The organism is Thermodesulfobium sp. 4217-1 (genome assembly GCF_039822205.1).
In the GTDB taxonomy this organism is placed as follows: Bacteria; Thermodesulfobiota; Thermodesulfobiia; order Thermodesulfobiales; family Thermodesulfobiaceae; genus Thermodesulfobium.
This window is the reverse complement of sequence record NZ_JBAGBW010000022.1, coordinates 1-19,595: the sequence shown is the minus strand read 5'-3', so window position 1 is coordinate 19,595 and position 19,595 is coordinate 1. Positions and strand designations below refer to the sequence as shown.

General features: G+C 35.6%; 16 protein-coding genes. 10 read left to right on the top strand and 6 right to left on the bottom strand.

Going from position 1 to position 19,595, the window contains the following annotated elements; genetic code table 11:
- Positions 1–31: 31 nt before the first annotated feature.
- Positions 32–1,150 (bottom strand): linear amide C-N hydrolase, encoded by a 1,119-nt coding sequence (locus V4762_RS08130; protein ID WP_347315286.1) that lies wholly within the window; start codon positions 1,148–1,150, stop codon positions 32–34.
- Positions 1,151–1,272: 122 nt separating this feature from the next.
- Entirely contained in the window at positions 1,273–2,010 is a 738-nt protein-coding gene (locus tag V4762_RS08125; protein ID WP_347315285.1) for a Rossmann-like domain-containing protein, read from the bottom strand.
- Positions 2,011–2,127: 117 nt separating this feature from the next.
- On the opposite strand from V4762_RS08125, the gene V4762_RS08120 reads away from it, so the two are divergent.
- Positions 2,128–2,301, top strand: coding sequence for a ferredoxin (locus tag V4762_RS08120; protein ID WP_347315284.1), 174 nt, complete (start codon positions 2,128–2,130; stop codon positions 2,299–2,301).
- A 10-nt stretch (positions 2,302–2,311) separates the two neighbouring features.
- On the opposite strand, the gene V4762_RS08115 is transcribed toward V4762_RS08120, so the two are convergent.
- Entirely contained in the window at positions 2,312–2,956 is a 645-nt protein-coding gene (locus V4762_RS08115; RefSeq protein ID WP_347315283.1) for a hypothetical protein, read from the bottom strand.
- Positions 2,957–2,975: 19 nt separating this feature from the next.
- On the opposite strand from V4762_RS08115, the gene V4762_RS08110 reads away from it, so the two are divergent.
- From V4762_RS08110 to pap, 6 genes are all read left to right on the top strand, one after another.
- Positions 2,976–3,233 carry a hypothetical protein gene (locus V4762_RS08110; protein ID WP_347315282.1) on the top strand — a complete coding sequence of 86 codons (258 nt, stop codon included), beginning with the start codon at positions 2,976–2,978 and terminating at the stop codon, positions 3,231–3,233.
- 96 nt (positions 3,234–3,329) lie between these two features.
- Entirely contained in the window at positions 3,330–3,575 is a 246-nt protein-coding gene (locus V4762_RS08105) for a TQO small subunit DoxA domain-containing protein (protein WP_347315281.1), read from the top strand.
- Between the two features lie 44 nt (positions 3,576–3,619).
- Complete coding sequence (locus V4762_RS08100; RefSeq protein ID WP_347315280.1) at positions 3,620–4,873, top strand: exonuclease SbcCD subunit D C-terminal domain-containing protein; 1,254 nt, start codon at positions 3,620–3,622, stop codon at positions 4,871–4,873.
- Positions 4,860–8,525: an SbcC/MukB-like Walker B domain-containing protein gene (locus V4762_RS08095; protein ID WP_347315279.1), complete on the top strand. Its 3,666-nt coding sequence runs from the start codon at positions 4,860–4,862 to the stop codon at positions 8,523–8,525. The genes V4762_RS08100 and V4762_RS08095 overlap by 14 nt, the downstream gene beginning before the upstream one ends.
- Positions 8,526–8,587: 62 nt before the next feature.
- Entirely contained in the window at positions 8,588–11,050 is a 2,463-nt protein-coding gene (locus V4762_RS08090; RefSeq protein WP_347315278.1) for a DUF3656 domain-containing U32 family peptidase, read from the top strand.
- A gap of 155 nt (positions 11,051–11,205) precedes the next feature.
- Positions 11,206–12,681 carry a polyphosphate:AMP phosphotransferase gene (pap, locus tag V4762_RS08085; protein ID WP_347315277.1) on the top strand — a complete coding sequence of 492 codons (1,476 nt, stop codon included), beginning with the start codon at positions 11,206–11,208 and terminating at the stop codon, positions 12,679–12,681.
- A 57-nt stretch (positions 12,682–12,738) separates the two neighbouring features.
- Here the strand turns inward: pap and V4762_RS08080 are convergent, their stop codons facing one another.
- Entirely contained in the window at positions 12,739–15,120 is a 2,382-nt protein-coding gene (locus tag V4762_RS08080) for a Lon protease family protein (protein ID WP_347315276.1), read from the bottom strand.
- 2 nt (positions 15,121–15,122) lie between these two features.
- Positions 15,123–15,734 carry a peroxiredoxin gene (locus V4762_RS08075; RefSeq protein WP_347315275.1) on the bottom strand — a complete coding sequence of 204 codons (612 nt, stop codon included), beginning with the start codon at positions 15,732–15,734 and terminating at the stop codon, positions 15,123–15,125.
- 171 nt (positions 15,735–15,905) lie between these two features.
- On the opposite strand from V4762_RS08075, the gene V4762_RS08070 reads away from it, so the two are divergent.
- On the top strand, positions 15,906–16,505 hold the full coding sequence (locus tag V4762_RS08070; protein WP_347315274.1) for a hypothetical protein: 600 nt from the start codon (positions 15,906–15,908) through the stop codon (positions 16,503–16,505).
- A 46-nt stretch (positions 16,506–16,551) separates the two neighbouring features.
- Entirely contained in the window at positions 16,552–17,235 is a 684-nt protein-coding gene (locus V4762_RS08065) for an MgtC/SapB family protein (RefSeq protein ID WP_347315273.1), read from the top strand.
- On the opposite strand, the gene V4762_RS08060 is transcribed toward V4762_RS08065, so the two are convergent.
- Complete coding sequence (locus tag V4762_RS08060) at positions 17,225–18,118, bottom strand: TSUP family transporter (RefSeq protein ID WP_458646952.1); 894 nt, start codon at positions 18,116–18,118, stop codon at positions 17,225–17,227. The genes V4762_RS08065 and V4762_RS08060 overlap by 11 nt on opposite strands.
- 94 nt (positions 18,119–18,212) lie before the next feature.
- On the opposite strand from V4762_RS08060, the gene V4762_RS08055 reads away from it, so the two are divergent.
- Entirely contained in the window at positions 18,213–19,394 is a 1,182-nt protein-coding gene (locus V4762_RS08055; protein ID WP_347315272.1) for a cyclopropane-fatty-acyl-phospholipid synthase family protein, read from the top strand.
- Positions 19,395–19,595 lie beyond the last annotated feature (201 nt).

Sequence of the window (19,595 nt, the reverse complement as noted above, 5' to 3'; positions counted from 1 at the left end):
AAAATATTATATAACATAAAATAAATTTTATTCAACGATCGTCGTTTGAAATAGAATTAAATACAAAAAACAAAAATTTATGTTTTTTATTCGGTGAAACCTTTCCCCCCGTTTTAAAATAGTCTGTAACGTCGCCAACGAGCACATCGCTTATGCCAAGAGAATTTATTTTTTGAGGCTTTGAGAAGTCAATTTCAGAAAGTTTTATAAATTTTTTAGCATCCTTGGTTCTCGAATACCAATAAATTTCTTTTTTTGTAAGATCATATCCCACAGTCCATTGAGTAATCCCTTCATAAGGTAGCTCTCCAATGTCATTTTGCTCAGTTTCCCTCATGATTTTGAATGCATCACAAATTGAATCTTTGTGATATTTTTTAAAATTACCGTAGAGAACAGCAGCCTTTACAAATCTATTTTCGCTATTTGCTTCAGCGTCCTTTGACAAACTTAATTCCCCACCAAAGCCTTTATATTTCTTCAAATTATTTAAACTCGATTGATAAAGGTTATTTGTCAGGACATCAAGTTCAGGATTTTTTTGAACTACAATTTCATTATCGGGCAAGATATCTACAACTGCGACGTTGCCTGAACTATCAGCCATAATAAAGTGTAAATTTACCGACATATCAGCATAGTTAAAATTTATTATTTGAATATTCTTGATAGAGCTTAACGCATCATCTACATCAGCACAGTTATCAAGTAGATAGCCTACCAACTCCCAGTTGTTTATCGAAGGTCTCTTGAGATCTGCATTATTTACAGCCTTGCCATTATTATCATCAAGCCACAAAGATGAAACCCATAGGCCCTTTTCGTTCATTCCATCGACTGGTATGTTTATCTGACCGTATAAAAGATTTGTCTCAACGACATCAAATGTTATACTTCCATACTTTGAAACCCATCCAGCAGCGTTGAAATCATCGTCATCGTCATCCTGTAAAAGGTCAGCTTCCTTTTTAACCCCCCTTTCGTGCCTCACTACAAGGGCATGTCCATCAGTCCAATCAAGGTTCCTCGCTGCAATTATATCTTTCCCATGCAAAACAACTGCTGTACACCCAAATGCCATAGAACCTATGCACAGCAGTGCAAAAAGTGTCAGGACTATTACAAACAAACCTCTTGCTTTATAAAACAAATTATCCTCTCAAAGCTTTTTATAAAATACGATTATTGGAAAAATTATGTAACACAATACTCAATAATATATTTATATTATAATATAGATTAATATTTTTATAAAGCTTTAATTAACATCGCTTAGCTGCTCTGAAAACAAAGCCTTTTAAAACCGAATTCATAAGCAAGAGCGGCACATGTAGTCCCAAATAGGATAACTTCTTTGCCTGAACTATACCCAATTAGTTCATCAATAGAGCTATTTACTAAGGTTGAACCCGTCATAAAAACTACATCGCTCTTTTTTATTATCTCTTTGTTTAACTTATATGACTCGATTAAACTTCCATTTTTAAATTTGTCAATATTTTCTGGATCCATATCGGCCACTCGTATATCAAAGTGTTTCGAAAGGCTCGATACAAAAGCTGGTTGATATCCAACAACTGCAATTTTTAAATTTTTATAGTTGTCCTTGAAATGCTCCAATGTCCTCTTAGCACAAAGCTCTGGTCCTTCATCTTTACAGTGGACAGTGTCGTGTAAAAGCCCAATATACCTGTAAGTAGCATTGATAGTTGCAACTATCAATGCCCTATTTTGTTCTTGCGACTCGTTCAATCTATTTATCTCTTCAAGATGGCCAACATATTTAGATGGAGTTGAGGTAAATGCTTGACCAATTGACTCCTTGATTTTAGCTTGAATTAAAAATTCTTTCCCCTTTAGCAGGGGGAAGTCGTCTCTTTGTGGCTCTCCAATTGCCTCCTTTGGAGTAAGACCCTTAATTTCTACATTTATGCTCTCGCATTGAAGATTCATATCAACTACCCTTTTCCACCATCTCTCCTTCAAAGAGCTAAGAAGCACGCTTGTCACCCTCTCAAATAAAAATAATTTTTTGTTAAAATTTAAATAAAAATTTCTTATTTGTAAGATTTATAAACATATTATAAGCTTTATCTATACTTTAAAGCTTTAAAAGGAGGTGAAAGAATGAAAGCTTATGTAAACGAAACTCTGTGCATTGGCTGCGGAACCTGTGAAGCGTTTTGCCCCGATGTATTTAAAATGGATGGCGCTGTGGCAAAAGTCATCTCAGAAACCTGTAGTGATTGTTGCCAAAGCGCCAAAGAATCCTGCCCAGTTGAGGCTATATGGTTAGAGTAGAAAGTAAGGGTTACAAGTTTTTGTGCAGCTCGTGTATTTGATTAGCCAAATCGTCTATCCTTTTTAAATCTTCATCTTTTGGCATCCCCTTTATGAGAACTGGGTTTATTATATGAGGCTTCAGGGGTGAAAGTGTGCTTGAAACAATAGCCACTACTTTTGAACCCCAACCGTATGAGCCTATTAGACCAAAGTATTTTGTTTTTGGCTTCAAGGCAGCTACCAAATAAGTGGCATAAACAGCGGCAGGGTGAGGCCCAAGTAATACCGTAGGCGTTGCAAGCACAATTGTGGCAGCATCAACCATATGGGTAGCAATCTCTCCAACATCGGTCTTGATTAAATTAAATTGCATAACTTCAACGTCAAGATCAATCAAGCTCTGCGTTAACCTGTCTACTAATATTTTCGTGCTGCCATGCATAGAAACGTAAGGTATCAAAACAAGATTTTTCACTTTGTCCGATATCCAATCTTCGGTAGCGCTTATAATAAATTTCGGATCTTGATAAACTGGACCGTGACTTGGGGCAATAATTTTTGGAGCAAGATCCTTTACAACTTCAATGTTCTTTTTGATATTGTTTCTAAATGGCATCATTACTTCTGAGTAATATCTCTTTGCAGCCAGATATACAAGTGATTCATCAGTCACATAAAGCTCGCTGGTTGCGATGCATTATAAAGATAGTTTTGAAGAATTGAAAAAAATATTTGCATTAGTGTATCATATTATTAAAGAGCAAGGTCTTGATTTATTAAATGAAGAGATTTTAATTGTAATAAACTACGTTTCCATAAATTATGGTTCAGAAAGAACACAAGATTTGATATCAGAGATAGGAGGCGAAGAAGAGTTGATAACCTTAGACCGATCTCTTATTAAGTTGTACAAAAAACAAAAATATTACTCACTTTTAAACAGTAAATAAAAAGCTTGAATTCTTTGAATTACCAACGATTCTTAAGGTTTTTGTTTGCTCTAACTGTCAAAGATGAAATTATATTTTGGGTTAAGGAGTTCAACAATGCAAGCAGAAAAAATCGTTGAAATCCTCAATCCAAATGAAGCAAGCGTTGACAAGTCCAAAATTAAAAATTTTTACTTTAACAAGATAGAGCCCAATAAATATAGCTTAGTAGTACCACTTGGGGCTAAGGCCGAAGTAGACCTTTTGCCAAACCACAATATAAAGCTCGAAAAAGGGAAATACAAAGTAGAATTGATTGATATAAGCGGTCTAAAGTGGACAAAGGATGTAAACGTAAACTGAGTTTAAAAGATTTTCTAAACTGTAAGTTTATTTAAGGAGACAATTTGAATAAAATAAAGCCATTGAGGGTTCTGCATACGTCTGATTGGCATATTGGAGATACCATTTGCTCAAAGAGAAGATACGATGAGTTTGAACTTGCCCTAAATTGGCTATATAGCGTAATAGAAGAAAGAGATGTCGACATAGTGCTAATATCTGGAGATATCTTTAACACAAGCACTCCAAGCAGTCAGGCACAAGAGCTATATTACAGATTTTTGCACAATATATCCAAATCAAGATGCAAACACGTGGTGATTACTGCTGGCAATCACGACTCGCCCTCTTTTTTGTCAGCGCCAAAAGAGATATTAAAGGCATTAAACGTTCACGTAGTAGGATCAATTTCAGACAACTTAGAAGATGAAGTTGTAGTTTTGTCAGACAATGAAAACAAACCCATCCTGATAGTTTGTGCAGTGCCATATTTAAGAGAAAAAGACATAAGACTTCCTGAAGAGGGAGAGACCATTGGCGAAAAAGAGAATAGCGTTGTCAAGGGTATCAAGAAACACTATGATCTGGTCTTTGAGATTGCAAAGAATAAAAAGAACGAATTAGGGCTAGATATTCCAATAATCATAATGGGGCATCTTTTCTTAAGCTCTGCCGAACTATCAGATGACGATGGTATAAGAGATCTCTACGTAGGGTCTCTTTGCCAAATACCAGTAGAGCTTCTGCCACAAGAAGCCGACTACATCGCTCTTGGTCACATCCACACTCCACAAAAAATAAATAAAAATGAAACAATTAGATACTCTGGATCTTTATTGCCAATGAACTTTAAACAATACGAACAAAAGAAGAAGATTTTCTTAGCTGAATTCTATAATGAAAATTTAACTGTAGAAAGTATCGAAGTTCCAAAAAAGAGGGATTTAATTTCTATAAGCGGCACAATTGAAGAAATAGCCAACAAGATAGGGAGTCTGTCCCAGACAGATAAAGAATATTATCTGGAGGTAGCATACACAGGAGAAGAGGTAATATCCAATTTAAAGGAACAAATTGAGGGATTGCCCAAATCAAATAAAATAGAGATATTGAAAATTAAAAACGCCAGATTGTACAACTCTTTAGATGAAGAATACAAAAGTGTTGATGAAGAATTAGAATTAGGACCTCTTGAAATGTTTGAAAGGTGTCTGGATGAAAACTCTATTCAAGAAGAACAAAGAGTTGAATTGAGAAATGTCTTTAAGGAAATCCTAAAATCTATGAGCGAAAAGGATTTGTTAAGTGAAGATTCTTAAAATCAGGCTAAAAAATATAAATTCACTTTACAACGAATGGTCAATAGACTTTACCCATCCTGAATTTACATCAAGTTCTATATTTTTAATCACAGGTCAAACTGGATCTGGAAAATCTACTATATTGGACGCCATCTCCCTTGCTCTGTACGGAAGGACGCCAAGATTGGACAAGATCTCTAAAAACAACAACGAGTTAATGTCAAGGAATACGCAGGATTGTTTTTCAGAGGTCACTTTTGAAACACAAAAGGGCGTATATAGAACATATTGGGGACAAAATAGGGCTAGACTTAAGACATCAGGCGAGCTGCAACCGCCAAAAAGAGAACTGTTTGATATTAAAAATAATAAAATTTTAGAAACAAAAATAAACAAAGTAGAAGAAAAGATAAATGAAATAACAGGAATGACCTACGATCAGTTTACAAGGTCTATTCTGCTGGCACAGGGGGATTTCGCATCCTTTTTGAAAGCAAATCTTGATGAGAGGTCAGCCATTCTTGAACAGATTACTGGCACAAAGATTTACAGCGAAATTTCCATATACGTCCACGAAAAAAAGAAAGCTGAACAAGGGGAGCTAAATTCACTTATAACAGAGCTTAAGGGCTTAAAAATGCTAACTCTTGAAGAGGAAGACGAACTTGAACTCGAGTACAACAATTGTTTAAAGCAAGAAAAAATATATGACGCAGAGCTTGCACAGTTAAACGATGCAGCCAATAAAAAGATAAGGGAAAAAGAGCTTGAGATTGAATTAGAAAGCCTAGGGGAAGCCCTTTCAAACATCAAACAAAAGCTCATAAACTTTGAGCCACAGAAATTAAGGTTAGAAAGGGCTAAAGAGGCAAAAAAACTCTGTCCTGAATATAAAGAATTACAAAATTTGGAAGAATCCCTGAAAAATATAAGCACTTATTTAATCAAAAAAGAAGAAGAGAATAAAAACCTAAGCGAACAACGTGAAGACTCTAGAATCAAATTTGAAAATATAAACATAAATTTGCAAAGGAAAGAAGAAGAGAAAGAGTCATTAGAGCCCATTCTAAAAGAGGTTAGGAGACTTGATTCGGATATACAAAGTAAGGGTGAAAACCTGGAGATCTATAAAGGTTTGCTAAACAAGGCTGAAGAAGATAGAGTCAAGAGCATAGAACAAATTGAATCTATAAAAAGTGATATAGCCAACATTGAAGAAGAGATTGAGAGTTTGAAGAAATACATAACCCAAAACAGTGCATTTGAGGGCATAAACAATATTCTTCCTGAGTTAAAAACTGCTATTGAAATAGTAAAAGATTTAAAGAACAGAATCCTTGAAAACGAAGAAGAGTTAAAAGCCGCTCGCAAGAAAGAAGAAGAAGCATCCCTTGATATCCATACTGACTCAGATGAGCTAAATAAAAAAACAAAAGACTTAGAACGGCTCTCTTCAGAGGCAAAACTGTTTGATGAAGAAGCCAACAAAATATTGTCAAATAGAACTATTGATGAGCTAAAGAGTCTGTTAGATAAGAAAAAGTCCGACAAATTTTATCTCGAAATGTGTAAATCTAAACAGGGGGAGATTGAAGACTGCGATCTTGATATAAAAAAAGAGATTGAAAACTATGAGTCTCTGAGATTAAACAAGGAGGAGTTAGAAAGAGAAAGAGACCAAAAAGAGATTGAAAAAAGATTGATTGAAGAATTTTTAACTGAAAACAAAAAGAAATACGAAGAGTTCAGCCTCCTAAAAAGTTTTGAAAGTGCAAGGGAATTGTTAAAAGAAGGCGAGCCCTGCCCTGTGTGCGGCTCAATTCATCACCCTTACAAACAAGGAGGAGACATTTTAATTGACAATTCCTTAGTAGAAGAATACAACAAAAGGGCAAAATATCTGGAAACCATTAAAGATGCTTTATCTGAAGCCAATACACAACTTACACTATTAGAAAATAGACTTGAAAATAGCGCCTTTGAAAGGGGCAGGCTTGAAAAGATTAAAAATGATTTGCTTAATAAGTTTAAAGACACTGAAAACAAAATAAGCTATCAGATAGATATTGATTTCATAGAAGCCGAGATAGAAAAAAATGAACTTAATATAAAAGAATTGACAGATATTATTAGAAAATATGAATCGCTTAGAACTGATTTAGATATGACAAACAAAGAGCGTATAGATTTACAAGAAAGCTTAGGCAAGCTAAGAGAGGCTTTCAATATAAAAAAACAAAAAGCTGAAAATATCTCAGCTATAATCTTAAGTCTAACATCTGAAAAAAAGCGACTGACAGAGCAGATAAACTCACATGAAGAGAGAGCCCTATCTATAATAAAAGATTATGGCTTTGATAAGAGTTGTCTTAAAGAATTAGATAATGTTTATTTAGAACTCAAAAGAAAATCAGAAGACTTTCTTAAAAAGAAAAATTCTGTTGAAAGACTCCAGTTAGAAAGAAAAAATAAGTTTGATTCCCTAAACAAAGTGGTGCAAGATGCCCAGCAAATACAAGAAGAAATAGGAAAATATAAGGCTCAATTTGACGAAGTTAACGAGACCATAGAGGGCTTGAAGTTAAAAAGATTTGAAATCTTCAAGGGCCAAGACCCGGATAAATGCGAAGAAAGAATAAGACTTGAGATAAACAAGCTAAATATGGATCTTAGTGCTGAAAAAAATATTTTAAACGATTCAGACAATAAGTTATCATTTTTAAAGGGCGAAATTGTAAGCATAAAACAAAAAAAACTTGAGTCAGAAGATGCCCTCCAGACTAAAAAAAATAAGTTTGAAGATCTTTTAAAAGAGTATGATTTCGCAAACAAAGAGGACTTTGAAGAGTCATTGCTCCCAGATGAAGATTTGATAAATATAGCCAAAGAATTTGATAGGTTGGAAAAAGATAGCGAACTAACTACTGTAAGGATAGGTGAAAAGAGAAAAGAATTAGACGTAATAAAAAGTCATTTTGGAGAAAAGAATATAAAATTTGATCAAATAAACAATGAGATGGATGCACTAAAGTCTCAACTAAAAGGCTTAAGAGTGAATATGGGCTCAATAAAGCAAAAGTTATCTGCAAATAGCAAGATAAAAGAATCACACTCAGACTTATCAAGAAAGATAAAGTTAAGGGAAGAGGATCTAAATAAATATAATATATTATGCGATCTTATCGGTTCATCTGATGGCAAAAAATTCAGGAGTTTCGCGCAAGAGTTAACTTTTGACATCTTAATAAGACATGCAAATAGGCATCTAAAAAGAATAACGGACAGATATATCTTAACAAGGGACAAAAAGGAAAAACTTTGTTTTTCTGTAATAGACAACTACCAGGCAGGCGAGATAAGAAGCACAAAAAATTTATCCGGCGGAGAAAGCTTCATTGTAAGCCTTGCTTTGGCACTTGGGCTATCTTCTATGTCAAGCAAGAACGTTAGGGTAGACTCCTTGTTCCTTGATGAGGGATTTGGTACACTAGACGAAGAGACCTTAGAAACCGCTCTTGATGCAATATCTAATTTAAAGCAAGAAAATAAAATAATAGGAATAATATCTCACCTCGCATACATACAAGAAAGAATTGGGACTCATATACGGGTTACGCAGAAACCAGGCGGAAAAAGTATAATTGTAGGGCCTGGAGTAAAACGCTGTTAACTGAAAGGGATAATTAGTATAAAATTAACTCATATTATAGATAAGGAGTCAAATAAATAATCTTGGAAAATATCCTAAGATCTTCAGAAAAAAAAATCATCACAATACCAGAATTGCTGTCCCCCGCAGGCGACTTTGACACCCTAAAAGCTGCTATATTTGCTGGAGCAGATGCTGTTTATTTTGGAGCAAGAAATTTCTCAGCAAGGAATAGTGCAAAAAATTTTGACAGGGAAGAGATTAAGAGTGCGATTCAGTTTGCACACGAAAGAAACGCAAAATGCTACATAACAGTCAATACTCTAATAAAAGACAGTGAGTTTTATGACTGTATGAATTTAATTGGTGAGCTGCATGATATAAAAACAGATGCAATAATTGTTCAAGACCTTGGACTAATATACCAGATTAGGAAGGAATTTCCAGACTTAGAGATTCACGCAAGTACACAAACCACCACGACCTCTTTACATGGAGCGAAATTTTTAAAGAGTTTGGGCGTTTCAAGAGCAATACTCGCAAGAGAGCTCTCAATGCCTGAAATTTCAGAGATTGCCGAAGTAATGGATACAGAAATATTTGTTCACGGAGCGCTCTGTTATTGCTACTCTGGACAGTGTCTTATGAGCAGCTTAATAGGTGGTAGATCTGGCAATAGAGGCAGGTGTGCACAACCGTGTAGAATGGAATACTCTCTCATAAAGGGCGAAGAGCTAATCAAAAAGGGGCACCTTCTGTCTATGAGGGACTTTTGTCTATATCCCATGTTGCAAGAGATTGCAAAAACCAAAACAAAGTCTCTAAAGATAGAGGGCAGGCTAAAGTCAAGAACATACGTTGCAAACGTTACTCTCATTTACAGAAAGGCCTTAGATTCCATTAAAGAGATGTGTTTATCTGGAGATCAAGGGGTATTCGAACCTTCAAAGAGCGATTTAGATGACCTGGCAGAATGTTTTAATAGAACTTTCACCACTTATAATATAAAAGCACCTGTGCATCTCAGAAAGCATTCCCAGATAAAACTAATAAAAAATAAAGAAAATACATTTATGGATAGTTCAAGACCAAACAACAGGGGTTTGTTTATAGGAAGGGTTTGTCCTGATAAAGAAGGTAAATTTTCAGAGAACAGACTGTATTTCGAGCCCTCAAGGGAATGCAGGGAAAGTGATTGCTTTGTAATATTCTCTTCTCAGGGCAATATAACGCTTGAGTCAAATGATTTTTTCATACAAGATAATAAAGTTTTTATATCAAATTACCATATCAGGTCAAAAATACGCGAAGGAGATAGGGTTTTCAGGGTAAGAGCCAGTATCCTCGAAGAAAAGGCCAATGAAATATTTCGACGTTCAATTAAGAGATATAGGGTAAAAGTCCACATAGAGCTAAATTCAGACAAGGTTACGGTAGAGGCTGACAACAAACAAGAAAAATTTATAAAACAGATGATTCTCGAAGTTGCTAAAAAACATCCAACAACCGTAGAATCCTTATCTGAAAAAATAAATACATTAGATCACCCATTTTCTTTCGAGATAGACCTGGAAAATAAGCAAAATTTAATGTTGCCTTTGAGCTCTGTAAAAGAGATCAAGAAGTTTCTCTTGTCAAAAGAAGAAAATCAAATCAAAGAAAATAAGTTGTTTCTGGACAAGCTAATTATAAACAAGCCAAAAAGAATAAGTATTAATTCTAATTACATCTTTAGATTGTCTTCGATAAAGGATTTGAAAATAGCCTTAGAAAATGGGGCAAAAACTATCATTTTTGGGCCTGAGGGATATAAAGAAAAATTCTCTTACGCCCCAGAAATATTTATGCAGGCTAACGAGATGATCGAGAAGGCAAAAGGACAAATGATAATCTCAACCCCAAGAATTATAAGAAAAGAGTTCGATCTCATAGCTGATATTATAAAAAAACAATTAAACCCAATAGTATTAGTATCAAACACCGCTATGCTTGACTTTGTTGCCTCTGAAGGCATAAGTTTTGTAGTGGATCACTCTTTAAACGTTTTTAATTCTAATGCATTGAAAATGATGCACGATTTGGGGGCGTCTATGGTACACGTCTCAAACGAATTAAACCTTAGTGAAATTTCAAGTTTAAAAAACAATATTCCTATAGAGATTACTGCTTATGGAAACTTAGAAATGATGGTCTCAGAAGGGTGCGTGATTTTTTCACAAGATCAGTGCTCTTCAGTTTGCAAAGATCGCGATTTCTATCTTCAGGACAACGTGGTTAAGTATCCGATATTTATTGATGAAAGTTGCAGAACACACATCTTAAACGCCCATATCCAAAACCTTTACAACGATAAAGACACCCTTATGGGCATTAAACTAAAACTTAGAATAGATCTGAGGGCTACAAAGGAAGATGAAATAGCAAAAATTGTCAAGGCATTCCTAAGCGAATCAAAGAACTATGATCTTTTTAATTCAAATCAAAACCGCGTTTCAAGAGATGAAAGAAAGTTTACAAAAGGTCACATATATAGAGGCGTAGAATAAAGTGAAGACTCCAATTTGGCAGATCTTGCTCAGGTTCACCTGGTCAATATTATTGCCTTTATTAGTATATTTTTTGTTTGGAATAGTAATATATTTTATTTTTAAGCACATATAGTTTTATATCCTAAGCAAAATATCTTCAAAAGGAGGCAGGGATGTTAGAAAAGATTGATTTAAATAAAATTATGGACAGAGAAGATTACAAGAAAGAGTTTGACAGCCTCAGTATAGAATTAGGCGCGCTTCAAAGAGAGGCAAGAGATTTGAAACTGCCAATAATTATAGTTTTTGAGGGTTTTGAGTCGGCTGGAAAGGGCACTTTAATAAATAAACTAATACTTCCCCTTGATCCAAGGGGTTTCGACGTAATAAAAAGATTCGAGTGTCCATCTGAAACTGATAACAGACCATATTTTTACAAATTCTGGAAAACTATCCCAAAAAGGGGAGACATAAGCATTGTAAACGAGAGCTGGTACAAGGCTCTGTTATCAGATAGAGTCTTGAAAAAGACCTCTCCTGACGAGGTAGAATTTCTTTTAGATGAGACTGCATCCTTTGAGGGGCAGCTTGCTGCGGATGGTTATCTGATAGTAAAATTTTTCCTATATATTTCCAAAGAAGAACAAAAGGACAGAATAAAAAAATTGAAAAAAAATAAAGATGAGTCCTGGAGAGTAACCGACAGGGTTCTCAAACTATATAAAAAATATAAAAAATTACAAGATGCAGCAGAAATAGTTTTTGAGAAAACTGACACTGCTTTTGCTCCATGGACGGTAATTGAATCTACAGATAAGCGTTATGCAACAGTAAAAATATTTAAAACTCTAATTGAGACAATAAAGTACAAAGTTGAATTTATAAAAGAAAAAAATGAATTGCCATCATTTGAGAGTTTTTTCCCCATAAATGATTCCAGCGTCCTTTCAGATATAGACCTGGACAAGTCGTTAACCTACGAAGAATATGTCGAAAAACTTCACCCGCTTCAAAGGGAGATACATGACCTTCAGTTTAGATTGTGGGAAAAAAAGATCCCGGTAATCGTAGCTTTTGAGGGCTGGGATTCGGCAGGAAAGGGCGGAAACATAAAAAGGCTTACCGAAGCAATGGACCCAAGGGGCTATACGGTAGTACCAGTAGGCGCCCCAAACGAGTACGAGCTAGCACATCATTACTTGTGGAGATTCTGGCAAAACGTTCCAGAGAGTGGAAATATTGCCATATTCGATAGAACATGGTACGGCAGAGTTCTCGTGGAAAGAGTAGAAAAGCTCTGCAACGATTTTGACTGGCAAAGGGCGTATGGGGAAATAAAACAAATGGAGAAACAGTTTACAAATTTCGGAATAGTTCTATTAAAATTCTGGCTTCATATAGATAAAAAAACTCAGCTTGAGAGATTTGAAGAAAGGGAGAAAAATCCTTTTAAACATTGGAAAATAACAGAAGACGACTGGAGAAACAGAGGCAAATGGGATGACTACCTCCCCGCTGTAGAGGAGATGCTCATTAGAACAAGCACAGCTGAAGCTCCATGGAACATAATAGAAGCAAACGACAAATATTTTGCAAGAATAAAAGTTTTAGAGACCTTTGTTAACAAATTAAAAGAAAAGTTAAATTAAATAACGCTAAGCCCCCTTGAAACCTAATAGGGGGCTTTTTTAAGCTTGAAGATTCAGTTATTCCTTGTTTTTATCTTCCTCTACCCCAACCTTTGCAAACTCTTCTAACCTTTTTTCTACACAAGAATATACGCAATTTTTTATGAAATTGCCCTTATCATCTTTAGAATCTACATCTAAACCGGTAAGAATCTTCAGGCCTTCTTCGACCCTTGAAATTGCAAATATCTTAAATTTTTCCTCTTTTACTGCCTCAACAACTTCGTCTCTGAGAATAAGATTGTTTACGTTTCTTTCTGGTATTATTACCATTGCGTCATTTACGTCCCTTGCTTTACACAGATCGAAAAATCCCTCTATCTTTTCGTTTACACCGCCTATTGGTTGAACCTCACCCCACTGATCCATTGAACCCGTTATTGCAACGTTTTGTTTCAAAGGGATATTAGAAAGAGCACTAATCAAAGCATAAAATTCGGCACATGTTGCAGAATCGCCTTCAATTCCCGAATACAACTGTTCAAAAGTAATGGATGCAGAGAAGGAAAGAGGTCTTTTCTGACCAAAAAGGTGCCCAAGATAACCTGAGAGTATAAATACAGCTTTGTCGTGGATTTGCCCACTCATCTTAACTTCTCTTTCTATGTTCAAAACTCCCCTCTTGCCTGCATATACCTGAGCAGTTATTCTGGCAGGTTTGCCAAACATATGCCCTCCCGAAGATAATATAGCCAACCCATTAACCTGTCCGATCATCTCCCCAGAAGTACGAACAATGATGGTGTCTTCAAGGATAGCCTCCTGAATCCTCTCTTCAATTCTTCCATTCCTAAGTATTTTATTTTTGATTGCATCTTTAACGTGTACATTGGTAATTTCAGTGCTGCCAGATTTAGTAGCAAAATAATTTGCCTCTGTAAGAAGGTTCCTTATCATGCCTGTTCTCAAAGAAAGCTTATTCTTCTGACCTGCAATTCTGGCTGCCTCTCTGACAATATAAGTAATGCCAGATTCGTTCAATGGCAATATGCTGTCCCTCTTTGATATATCTTTTATAAGAGATATGTATTTTTCTACATTTTTGCCAGAATCCAGAATATCGTCAAAATCGACTTTTACTCCAAAAAGCTCCCTAAACTCATCATCATACTGGCTTAAAATTTCGTAAAGCATGCTAGAACCGACAAGGATTACCTTTAGATCGAGATCGATTGGCTCCGGCCTGAGGGCGCTTGAGCTAACAGCCCTGTAAGGCTCCCACGGATCTTCTATTCTAACCTTGCCCTCCTTAAGCGCCCTTTTAAGGGCATCATAGCTAAATATATTCTTCAAGAGATCCTGAGCCTCTAAAACAAGAAAGCCATGATTTGCTCTATTTATCGCGCCAGATTTAATTTGAGTAAAATCTGTAACGGCTGCTCCATAAACGATTTTGTATTCAGTTTTGCCAAAAAGGTTACCGTAGCTAGAATTTGACAGATAAACAACGGGGGCACCCTCGATTTCAGAGTTATCAACAAAAAGATTTATAAGATATTTATCAAAAGATGGCTCTGGAGGCCTCATTAAAAAGGGCACGTTGGTATTTTGTTCTGCGCTAGCCCTTAGCTCCTGGACCCTATCCAAAAGATCTAATCTCACCTCTTCCAGGTAAAGAAGAAGATCTTTTCTGTCAGAAAATTCATCTCTCACCTGTGTCAGCATGCTTTCTATAAAGGAATTAGCAAAGTCTCTATCAAGAGAAATTGTATTGTCTCTAAGGATTTTCTCTTCATCTCTTATCAGCCGAAGCGCCTCGTTCATCTTCTCGTTCAGCATTTCCCCAGAAACCCTAATATGCTCCTTATCTTCGTCAGAAAGATCTTTATATTCTTCTTCTGTAAATGGGGCGCCTGTCTTTGTTGAAACTGCAAAAAGCTCTATCCCACCATTTTCTAAAGTCCTGATGGCAAAATTATATTTTGCCACCTCTTCTTCAAATTCAGAAAAAATTTGTGCCCTCTTTTTCTGAAATTCCTCTATTAGTTTTCTCCTTGCAAGCTCATAATTCTTTGATTCGAATTTTTTTGGAAAATCAGATTTCAGACTCGCCACAAAATCGCTCATATATTTTTGAAAAATTCTACCTTTTCCAGCAGGCAAGCATAATACCTTTGGCATATCTGGATTCTTAAAGTTAAAAATATAGACTACGTCATCAGGTCTTTTAATAGTTTTTGCTTTATTTTCAAGTATAGATAGAACCGCATCCTTCTTGCTCATTCCTTCATGCCCAACCACAAACATATTGTATCTAAAGTCTTTTATAGAGAGACCAAAATCAAGAGCCTTAAGAGCCCTTCCCTGGCCCAAAAACTTTATATCATCCTTACCTGGTTCATTGATCGCATCGAGCTTAATCTCTTCAATTGTCAGATCTGAAACAGAAAGTTCTCTCATTTTTATGCCCCTTCGTCAGAAATAGTTCCTATCTTCCAATAGTGATAAACGCTCCCTACAAGATCTGCACCTGGAACGAGAGCTTTTTCGCCTGGTTTCCAGCTCGCAGGACACACCTCATTGTTTTCGCGAGAATACTGAAGAGCCTGTATCTGTCTAATTATTTCAGCGGCACTCCTGCCTACAGGTGATGCCAAAATGGTTATAGCCTGGATAACGTCATCTGGATCTATGATAAAAGCTCCTCTCAAATTAACCTTTGATTTCTCGTCATAAACTCCAAAACTCTTGCCAATCTTTCCGTCTTGATCGCTGATCATTGGGTAAGGAAATTTAAACGCTGTCATCTTGCTTAACTCTGCGTCATCCCAAGCCTTGTGAACATAAGGGCTATCTACGCTGATGACAAAAATATCGACCTTAAGCTCGTCAAAATCGCATTTTTTCCCTGCAAGTTCAGCTAACTCTGTAGGACAAACAAATGTAAAGTCTCCTGGATAAAAATAAATTAATTTCCATGATTTTTTATAATTACCAAGGTTTATTTCTTCTACCTTGCCTTCTAAATATGCCATTGCTGATATTTCTGGAAAAACCTGACCTACAAGAGACATCTTTTACCTCCAATATTAATTTTTAACAACTTTAGAACAAATAAATAATATACATACGATGATTTTAACAAAAAAAGAGCGGTTTGTAATAAATATAAGTTAACTTTATGGTAGAATACTTCTAAGTTCTATACTTGTGTAATTTTGAAAATCGAGCCAAGGGAGGCTAATTTGAGAAAATCTAACTTACTGAAATTAATATTTGTAATAGTTGCTTCTCTTACAGTTCTTTCAAGCTGTGCATCAGCAAAAAAACTTTTCCCCATACCACCAATAAGAGTAGCAGTCTTGCCTATAATAAACAAAACTGATGAGCAACCATTTTTTCAAGAGCTTGTTAACAAAAGATTCTCCGATTTTCTTAAGAATTCAAATATAGAGCTGGTTCCTGAAAAAGAAGTCATGGAATACCTAAAAAAGAGCGGTTATGATCCAGAAAAAAAAGAATTTCCAAGCAAGGATACCTTAAAATACTTAGCAGTAATGACAAATGCTGATGACGTAATTGGGCTCTCTTTAGAAAACATTACCAGGCAACCTCCAACACCTCTTGACGTAACGTATAAGCTATCTGCTCAAGTAAGCGTTAAGATTATTGAATACGAAAGGTATAAAGGCGATATCTTTACTTATGATTTTAAAGAAAAGGGAGAGAGCACAAACACTCCTTATGAAGGTGCTTCTATGAAAAAGGCAATAATAGACGCTACCAATAACGTTATGGATGAAGCATTAAAATCCTATGATTTTTCAGGCTTTTCAAATCTTTAAACATTTAAAACGTTAATTTTTTATTAAATTTTAAAGGGATCTAAGGGTGGAAAATTTACTTGAAATAATATTAAAACTAACTTTGGCTATTTTTGTGGGTGGCATTTTTGGTGCCGAAAGAGAATTTAGCGGTAGGCCTGCTGGAATTAGGACGAATATCCTTGTTTGCCTTTCAGGAACATTAGTTATGCTCTTGTCATCGAGTTATTTTACTAATATAAGCGACTTGGCAGTAAGAATTCAGATAGATCTTGGCAGAATTGCTGCAGGGGCAGTTACAGGAATAGGATTTTTAGGTGCAGGAGTAATACTGAAAACCAAGGGAGAAGTACAGGGACTTACAACGGCTGCGCTGATCTTTCTAAATATGATACTTGGCCTGTGCATTGGATCGGGATTATATTTATTAGTAATTACAGGCACAATATTTTCTCTTATACCCCTAACCATACTTAGGAAGCTAAGCAGTTTAATAAAAAGGGAAATAAAAATTTTACAATTAGTGATAAAGTCATGCGACAAAGAAGAAGCCCAAACAAAAATTGCCAAAATTCTTGCTCAAAATAAAATTGTCGTTTTATCTCACGATATATCGTGTAACCTTGAAAAAGAAGAGCTAATGGTATCACTTTTGATTGAAGCAGTTTCAGAAAGGCCATTTTTAAAACTATTCGAAGAGCTTAGAGAAATAAAATTTATTAAATCCCTTAGTATTTCATCTAAGGAGTGAAGAAGGTCTTCAGCACAAAGTCAAAGATATACTTTACGGAAAGAAATAATATAGATAAAGACAAAATTAGCTTAATTATTCCTGATGGCACGTGTTTCTGAAGCCTTGCCCCAAGATATGTTCCTGCAATTCCACCTAAGCCAAATAGAAGTCCCAAGAGAATATCTGGCTCTGACCCTGGGCTGCCAAGAGGGTTTAACGAATAATAAAAAACTCCTAAGATTGAAGTTATCCAAGTAGCTAAGAGTGCAGGACCAGCAACCACATAAACGGGCAGATTAAATACTGCCACACAAAATGGAGCTATAATAGATCCCCCGCCTATACCGTAAGCACCTCCTATAATCCCAACAAAAAAGGACAATAAAAAAGTCCAAAAGTTTGAAAAACTATAAGTTTTTTCTTGAAATTCAAAAGACGATCTAAATATATTTGAGGTTAAAATTTTTAAATCGAAGTTTTTTGTGTGCTCAACTTTTTTTGGTCTGATCAGGCTAAACAACAAACGAACTCCTACATAAAGCAAAACGACACCCACAAATGCCTTGAAGACAACAGGATTATAAAGGTACTTTACCCTGATAAAATAACCAATAAAAACTCCAGGCAGCGTTCCGATTGTAAGGACAATCGCCAACGGAAAGAACATTCTGCCCTCTTTAAAGTATCTGTAAACTCCGCCAGGAATGGCGGCTATATTGTAAACAAAATTAGTCCCAGAAACACCTGGAGTGGTATAATTTAAAAAGCTGACTTGAAATGGCAAAAGCAAGAAAGCGCCAGAAACGCCGCCCATAGAGGTAAAGAAGGATATAACAAAAGCGACTAAGGGAGGCAAAAATATATTCACGCTAATGCCAGATATGGGGAAAAATATATTCAAATTAAGCTCCTTTCAAACTTATATATACTAATATTATAATAAAAAAAGAGTTATAATACTATTGTAAATACTGTATACATTTTGGAGGTTACCTATGAAGAAGGAACTCTTAGATGTTTTTTTCAAGAAAATGCAAGATTCAGTAAAGGTTGTTTATTGGGATGGGGAAAAGAGATCATACAACGATAACTCGAAGATAGTGATAAGATTCTTAAAAGAGCCGCCATTAACTTCTTTAGAAGATCCGCTTCTAACCTTAGGAGATCTATATATCGAAGAATACTTCGATATAGATGGGACTATAGAAGACCTAATGGATCTAATTGAGAAAAATAGAGATCTCTTTAGACCACAGAAAAAGAACGTCTTTATGACAACGCTTGAAACCACCTTGGGAGTCGTCAAGTCCAAAAACAAAGACTTACAAAATATTCAGAGTCACTATGATCTTGGAAATGATTTCTTCTCCTTATGGCTTGATCCATCAATGTGCTATTCGTGCGCATACTTTAAAACGACAGCGGATTCATTGGCCCAAGCTCAGAAAAACAAGATATCTCACTCGCTTAAAAAGTTAAACTTGCAAAAAGGTGAAAGCTTGCTTGATATTGGCTGCGGATGGGGAGAGCTGCTTTTTGAGGCCGCTACAAAGTATGACGTACACGCTACTGGGATAACTCTAAGTCAGGAACAATTTGATCACATAAAAGAGAAAATAAAGCTCAGAGACCTTGGCAGTAAGGTAGAGGTAAGATTAGAGAGCTATGAAGAGCTAAGTCCAAAGAAGGACTTATTTGATAAGATCGTAAGCATAGGAATGTTTGAACACGTTGGAAGGAAGAGAATGCCAGAATTTATGAAAAAGGCATCGAGTATATTAAAAAGTTCTGGGATATTTATGCTTCATACAATTACCGGCTTAGAAGAGGGTGGGCATCACTCCTGGATGGAGAAACACATATTCCCTGGTGGCTATGTCCCAACAGTAAGAGAAATCGTGAACATAATACCCGAGTATGACTTCAAAATAGTAAATATAGAAAGTCTGAGGCGTCACTACGCAAGGACATTAGAATATTGGTCTAAAAATTTTGATGCCCATCGCGATGAAATAGAGAAAAAATTTGGGAGAACCTTCCTCAGAATGTGGGATATATATCTTAAGGGCTGCGCAGCCTCATTTAAGCTAGGATTTGTAGACGTTCACCAATTTATATTATCCCTTGGCATAAACAACGAATATCCTGAGACATTTGAATTTTTATACAAGGATTAAGTTAAGCAAAGTATTTTATCTAATAGATAGACTTTAATCTAATGACTTAACCCATCTTCGTCATTTTAGTGCAGAATAAACTGTCATTATAGGATATTGGATCCTTTCACAGCCACTATGGATTTTCCCTTAGGTTTAAAGCTTGGATATTATTTGGATATTACCTAGAAATTTTTTATTGTATGTTTTTGCATTTGTTTG

Bases quoted from the DNA above. Each gene is read 5' to 3' on its own strand.
- V4762_RS08120 (WP_347315284.1), top strand. From the start codon at position 2,128: ATGAAAGCTTATGTAAACGAAACTCTGTGCATTGGCTGCGGAACCTGT.
- V4762_RS08110 (WP_347315282.1), top strand. From the start codon at position 2,976: ATGCATTATAAAGATAGTTTTGAAGAATTGAAAAAAATATTTGCATTA.
- V4762_RS08105 (WP_347315281.1), top strand. From the start codon at position 3,330: ATGCAAGCAGAAAAAATCGTTGAAATCCTCAATCCAAATGAAGCAAGC.
- pap (WP_347315277.1), top strand. From the start codon at position 11,206: ATGTTAGAAAAGATTGATTTAAATAAAATTATGGACAGAGAAGATTAC.
- V4762_RS08080 (WP_347315276.1), bottom strand. From the start codon at position 15,120: ATGAGAGAACTTTCTGTTTCAGATCTGACAATTGAAGAGATTAAGCTC.
- V4762_RS08075 (WP_347315275.1), bottom strand. From the start codon at position 15,734: ATGTCTCTTGTAGGTCAGGTTTTTCCAGAAATATCAGCAATGGCATAT.
- V4762_RS08055 (WP_347315272.1), top strand. From the start codon at position 18,213: ATGAAGAAGGAACTCTTAGATGTTTTTTTCAAGAAAATGCAAGATTCA.